Annotated in this window: 3 protein-coding genes and 1 pseudogene; 2 read left to right on the top strand and 2 right to left on the bottom strand. The window is 41.6% G+C overall.

The window, feature by feature from the left end:
- Positions 1 to 359: 359 nt before the first annotated feature.
- The gene (locus ACUVJL_RS38510) at positions 360 to 485 is read right to left on the bottom strand and encodes a hypothetical protein (RefSeq protein WP_445250625.1); all 126 of its coding nucleotides are present in this window, start codon (positions 483 to 485) and stop codon (positions 360 to 362) included.
- Between the two features lie 311 nt (positions 486 to 796).
- Here ACUVJL_RS38510 and ACUVJL_RS38505 point away from each other — a divergent pair, with 311 nt between their 5' ends.
- Complete coding sequence (locus tag ACUVJL_RS38505; RefSeq protein WP_445250624.1) at positions 797 to 1,882, top strand: glycosyltransferase family 2 protein; 1,086 nt, start codon at positions 797 to 799, stop codon at positions 1,880 to 1,882.
- A gap of 601 nt (positions 1,883 to 2,483) precedes the next feature.
- Positions 2,484 to 3,260: a DUF1350 family protein gene (locus ACUVJL_RS38500; RefSeq protein WP_445250623.1), complete on the top strand. Its 777-nt coding sequence runs from the start codon at positions 2,484 to 2,486 to the stop codon at positions 3,258 to 3,260.
- A gap of 379 nt (positions 3,261 to 3,639) precedes the next feature.
- Here the strand turns inward: ACUVJL_RS38500 and ACUVJL_RS38495 are convergent.
- Positions 3,640 to 5,303, bottom strand: a pseudogene (locus ACUVJL_RS38495) (IS1634 family transposase).
- Positions 5,304 to 5,441: the final 138 nt, after the last annotated feature.

The raw sequence follows: 5,441 nt of genomic DNA, 5'->3' as shown, positions 1-5,441 counted from the left end.
TAGGGCCTATGGTCTTTTTTTTCGCGTCAAATTTTGTTTTTGTAGTTCACGACACATCATGCAAGGGCGCTCCAGCTTCCTTGTAGTTCATAAGCCAATATTCACAATATTCTGACAACGATGCTCTCCGGATATTTTTCTGCCAACTAGATCAATTCAGTCGTGCGCGAGTTTAACACACTTTTAAGACTTCCAAGAAAGCTGTTTGGGTTGAACATGAACAGTCGTTTGTTTGTTTTTTTAACTTTTTTGAACAAACCATTTACTCACATCAAATCTGGCAGCTCCTTTCCTAATAGATGTATCACCTTGTTCATGAATTTTAACTATTTTTTCCTCGTCTCGATCGAATAAAGAATTTAAAGTAACAGCGTAAAAATTGCTTCCTTGCAAAATTCCTGTAAAATTTCGATCGCCCTCGCTACAGCCCCAACGGCTCCAGCAGACGGCGCTCCGGCCCAGAAACCAAGCGCAATATTGGCCACGCTCCCCTCCTGACAGTTCTCCCCTAGTTGATCGCACTTAGGTCTGAAGCCTGTTATATTGGCTGTACCTAGCTAATCCGGGTGCAGCTTTTAAAAGGTTCCAGCCCCCCTTACCTGGTGTGGGAACTCGAAACCGAAAGACTTACCACCTTTTTAATTGATGGGTAAACAGGTCTCTCACTCCCTAGTTAACAGCTCAAACTGAGCCGACGAAATCTCACTCGATCGCAGTCGGTGCGTTTCACAGTCGGCAATTTTCAGTTTCAGCAGAAAACCCTTACTTTTTCAGTATTTTCATGCAGGGGTCATAAGTGGCGAAGACTATACTTCGGCAAACAATTACCAAAGCACAGCTAATTGAAGTTATGAACAGCGAAAAAGTCAGTGTAATCATTCCTGCATTCAATGCTGCCGACACTCTGGCGGAGACAGTTGCCTCCGTACTCAATGGTACCCATCAGCATCTAGAAATTTTAATTGTTGATGACTGCTCTACTGACGCTACTGCCAAAGTTGCTGCTAAGCTGGTCGAGCAAGATTCGAGAATTCAATACTTCCGGAATCCCCAAAATTACGGCGTTTCTAAGTCGAGAAATTTAATGATGTATCGCGCCACAGGCGAGTATGTAGCGTTTCTCGACAGCGACGATACCTGGGAACCCAACAAGCTAGAAGTTTGTTTGAAGATGCTCGCAGACAATCCAGAAGTCAAAGCTGTGGCTCACGCTTTGCGGTATTTAGACAAGCGCGGCAACAAGTTGAGTTACATTCGCACCTATCCTACAACTAAAGCAGAAATGCAGGCGATTAAGGAGACAGGCGAAAGCCCTTGGGTTTTCCCGTCTTCAGTTGTAGTCGATCGCTCCATTCTTCTGAAAGAAGGCGGCTTTGCAGAAGATTGGCAGGTAGGAGAAGATACAGAGTTATTTACCAAAATTGCTCAAAAGTACGGTTTGCTAGCGGCGACAGAACCTTTGGGAAATTATCGAATTAGAGGGAACTCTCTCACAGATAAGCACTGGCTCAAAAAGCGCATTGCTTCTGATTGTGTCAAAGAAAACCAACGGCGGCGCTTGCGGGGAGAAAAAGAGTTATCGCTCAACGAGTACGAACAGCTATGCTTTAAGAATTTGCCGCTTTTGAAAAGGCTAAACAAATTCCGACAAGTTTTGGCACTGCACTACATGAGAAAGCTGGGAGAAAGTTTTTTAAATCGGGAGGTTTTACCGACTATTGTTTACGGCCTCGCTACTACAGTGCTCAATCCTCCAGCTACTCTCCACAAGTGGAAATGGATGAAGGCTGACCAGAAGTTCAGTGATCAACCTGCAGAAAGCATCAGCTATTCGGCAGAATTAGACCCCCAGCAATCATCTGAAATCGGGAGACGACCCTAAATGAGCTTATATGTGTATGCAGGTTTTAGTCAAGAAATTAGCTGATGCCAATCAAGGCGAATCGAAGCTGATCGCGCAGGGGCTGGTTAATACGCGATATTCGGGTTTTGAGCCGTATTTGGCTGTTAATATCCTGTCGAGTTAATTACACGCAATACCAACTACAGCGGCTTGCAGCCGTGCGATGGGACACAATACAAAAATTTTTGAAAGTGGCGCTCGGATGTCAGCCTTGATTTATTCTGCCGCCAGCTTCTACCCTATACAGGGGGCAAATAGCAGCGTGCGCCCGCCGTGCTATTTGCCCCCAAAATAGTTACAATAAATAAGGTGTATAGCCTTTCTCAGTAACATGAGGTACTCGACGTGCATAGGGCATAGGCCTGGGTGGGCATAGGCCTGGGTGGGCATAGGCATAGGACTCGCCCCCATACCTCACCACGCGATCGAACCGCTATAAGTAAAAAGAAAAGTTTTTTGAATAAAAAAATGGTTAGTCAACCCCTTTTTGAGGCAGAAAGTAAAAGCAAAAATTGAGAAAAAATTCTGACTTCTACCTTCACAGGACGAGCGCATTTTTACTTTGAATTAGATTGAATTTATGGAATGGCAAGAAATTTCTGGCAATTGGGTATTAATTCCCTCTAAACCGATCGCGATCGTACATTTTCTCGGCGGTGCATTTGTGGCGACAGCACCGCAACTCACCTATCGCTGGCTGTTAGAGGCTTTGGGGAATCAAGGATATCTTGTAGTAGCAACGCCGTTTGTCAATACTTTGGATCATATTGCGATCGCCCGCGATGTCCTCAACAAATTTGAAAATGCTCTCGATCGCCTGCGCGCCACTAAATTGCTTAGATCTTCCTATCTCCCGGTTTACGGCATGGGGCACAGCATGGGATGCAAACTGCACTTGCTGATCGGTTCTGTCTTTGACGTAGAGAGGGCAGGCAATATTCTGATCTCTTTCAACAATTATGCGGCATCCGAAGCAATCCCCATCGTCGAGCAAATTTCCCCCGTCTTTAAAGTAGAGTTTACCCCTTCCCCGCAAGACACCAATCGCCTCGTTCAAGATAGTTATCAAATCCGGCGCAATCTTTTAGTCAAATTTAATGGCGACAACATCGACCAAACCCTGCTTTTGACTAATCTGCTAAAACAGAGATTTGCCGACATGATTACAGTTCAGACCTTGGCCGGCAACCATCAAACACCCTTGGGTCAAGATGTTAGCTGGCCTGTGGGTCAAATTTTTACACCCTTCGACGCGATCGGGCAATGGGTCAAACAAGAAGTGTATCGGGAATTAAATCAATTAAAACGGACAATTCTGCTGTGGCTGAATCCTCTGTCAAAGGATTTTAAATCTTAAATTTAAGATTTTAGCTTGGTGATATTAAATAGAGAAATTACGCATCAACTCTATCTGTAGGGTGCTTATGGGCGCACCTGGCGCTACCAATAGTGTTTTAACCCACATTCCGCAGATGTGGGTCGGATTTTTTTATCTGTTGTTAAAACTTGGAAGCGAAACGCTTTTGGGCTGAAATTATGCAGTTTTAGCATTACAGAAGTTTGTCAAATTTACCTAAACTAAGTAAGTTGAAATAATTGACTTTTTCTCATATATTCATGTTGCTATTTTATCGTGACCACTCATATTTTGAAGCAAGAAAAATTATGCCAAGAGCAAATTATCTTGACTAATTAATGAAAATTATTCACAAATATTTACACCTCGATCTCAATCGTTATTCACTTGAAAATATTAAATAGTATTGACAGCAATACTCTCCTAAATGCCGCAAGATATCTTGGTGCTCTTGGGTGAAATTGCTGACATGATTCGAGCCATTTATCGTCACTAAATGCACCGCCTGAAACATCTGAAATATCCAGCGCATTGTTGGCTTATTGGTCAATTTTTTTACCTGATTCGACCCTTGCTCATTGGTAGCTTCTAATTGTTGTCTCAATTTCCTTTGCGCTAGGTTATACACTAACAAACACAGTCCCATTATCATTCCGATTGCTTCAACTCGCTCCGGCTTTTTCACGAATACGCTGGCAGTAAAAAATAACGGATCTTTGATAAATCTAAATCCTCTCTCATTACTTTGCTGCGCTTTGTATTCCGATAATACCTGTGAATTGCTCACTGCTTTAGTATCTAAGATATTTGTGGCTAATATAAATCTCCCAGCTTTGACTTTTTCCGCTTCTATTGCTGAAATTAGGGGTTCTATTTCACCCGTTACTTGATAGAGCCTTGTCTGTGTCTTGCTCGATTCTTTGAGCTTTTTTTTGTTGTTTTAACTGGTTTTTCTTGGGATTTAATTTCTGTTATTTGGTGATATTTCCATGAGTCTGATAACTTTTTTATGGCAATTTATGCATCGGCAATACAAGCAAAGTTTTGTATTGATAGCTTACGCAGTGAGGCTTTGGCTGATTCTAACTGTTTCTCTACTTGCTTGACTATTTTTTTAAGCTCTGCTTGTTTTCTGAGTTCACTTTCTATTACTAGCCATCTTTGCTTGATGTTGGCATACTCACTGGTTCTGGTTGCTATTTTATAGCCTTTTATTTGAGAGTCTTCCCAGTCACTATCTTCAATGTTGCAGATTTTATTTTGAGCTGATTTGATGCTTAATGGCACTCTGGTTATCCATTTCATTTCTGCCATTGCTGACAAATTTTCCGCTGTGTATAAGGCACTATCTGCTACACAGATTCCGTCAAATGTCCACGGATTTTTAAACTCTTTCAATCTTGACACAAAGACACTTTTATCGTCGGCGTTTCCGTCATCTATTTTGAGATATAATGGTACGTCTCCATCTCCACTTACGATCGTATCAATGATAAATTGTTTGAGCTCCGGTCTTCGATCTCTTGAATAGCCATGAACGATTTTTATGGTTTTCATGGAAGATTCTGTATCTTCAGATTCTGCCTCAACTTCCTGGCTTTTTTCCTGACAGTTTTTGTAGGCTCCTTCTACTGATATTGAACTGCTATCTAGGTGAACGCTTTTCATTGATACTTGAAATTTCATCGCTGCTTTCAGGGCAATTGCCGTGAATACTTTTGTGGTTCCAGCTTGATGATATTTGTCTAAAGCTCTCCCGATTCTGTCATCATTTAATTGTTCGGGTGTCACTCCTTCTCCAATTAGATGTTCTGTTGCTTTTCCCAGAAAAAATGTGTCAAATAGGTAGATGGGGGCGCTCAAAAATCCCAATCCGTTCAAAATCATTGCTTTCATTACTTGTCCTGGACTGAGGGTTTATTTAATTTTTATTCCCACTTTTTTGTTAACTTCTTCTACCAATTCCATTTCATCTATGATCCCCGCTACTATTCCCAAATGGTCTAAATTTACGATATTTATAGCTTTAGAGGGCTTTTTCATCGTTTTGAAGGTTGCTATACTGGCACAAATTATTATACCTTAAAAAAACCTCAAATGATTGCATAGCAATCATTTGAGGTTTTGGCAATTCTGAATTTCTTTGAAATTAAATCTGCTTGAATATCTGCGGAATGTGGG

The organism is Microcoleus sp. OTE_8_concoct_300, assembly GCF_031383065.1.
Classification (GTDB): domain Bacteria; phylum Cyanobacteriota; class Cyanobacteriia; order Cyanobacteriales; family Microcoleaceae; genus Microcoleus.
The sequence above is the reverse complement of the archived record's forward strand: the minus strand, read 5'-3'. Positions and strand labels throughout refer to the sequence as shown.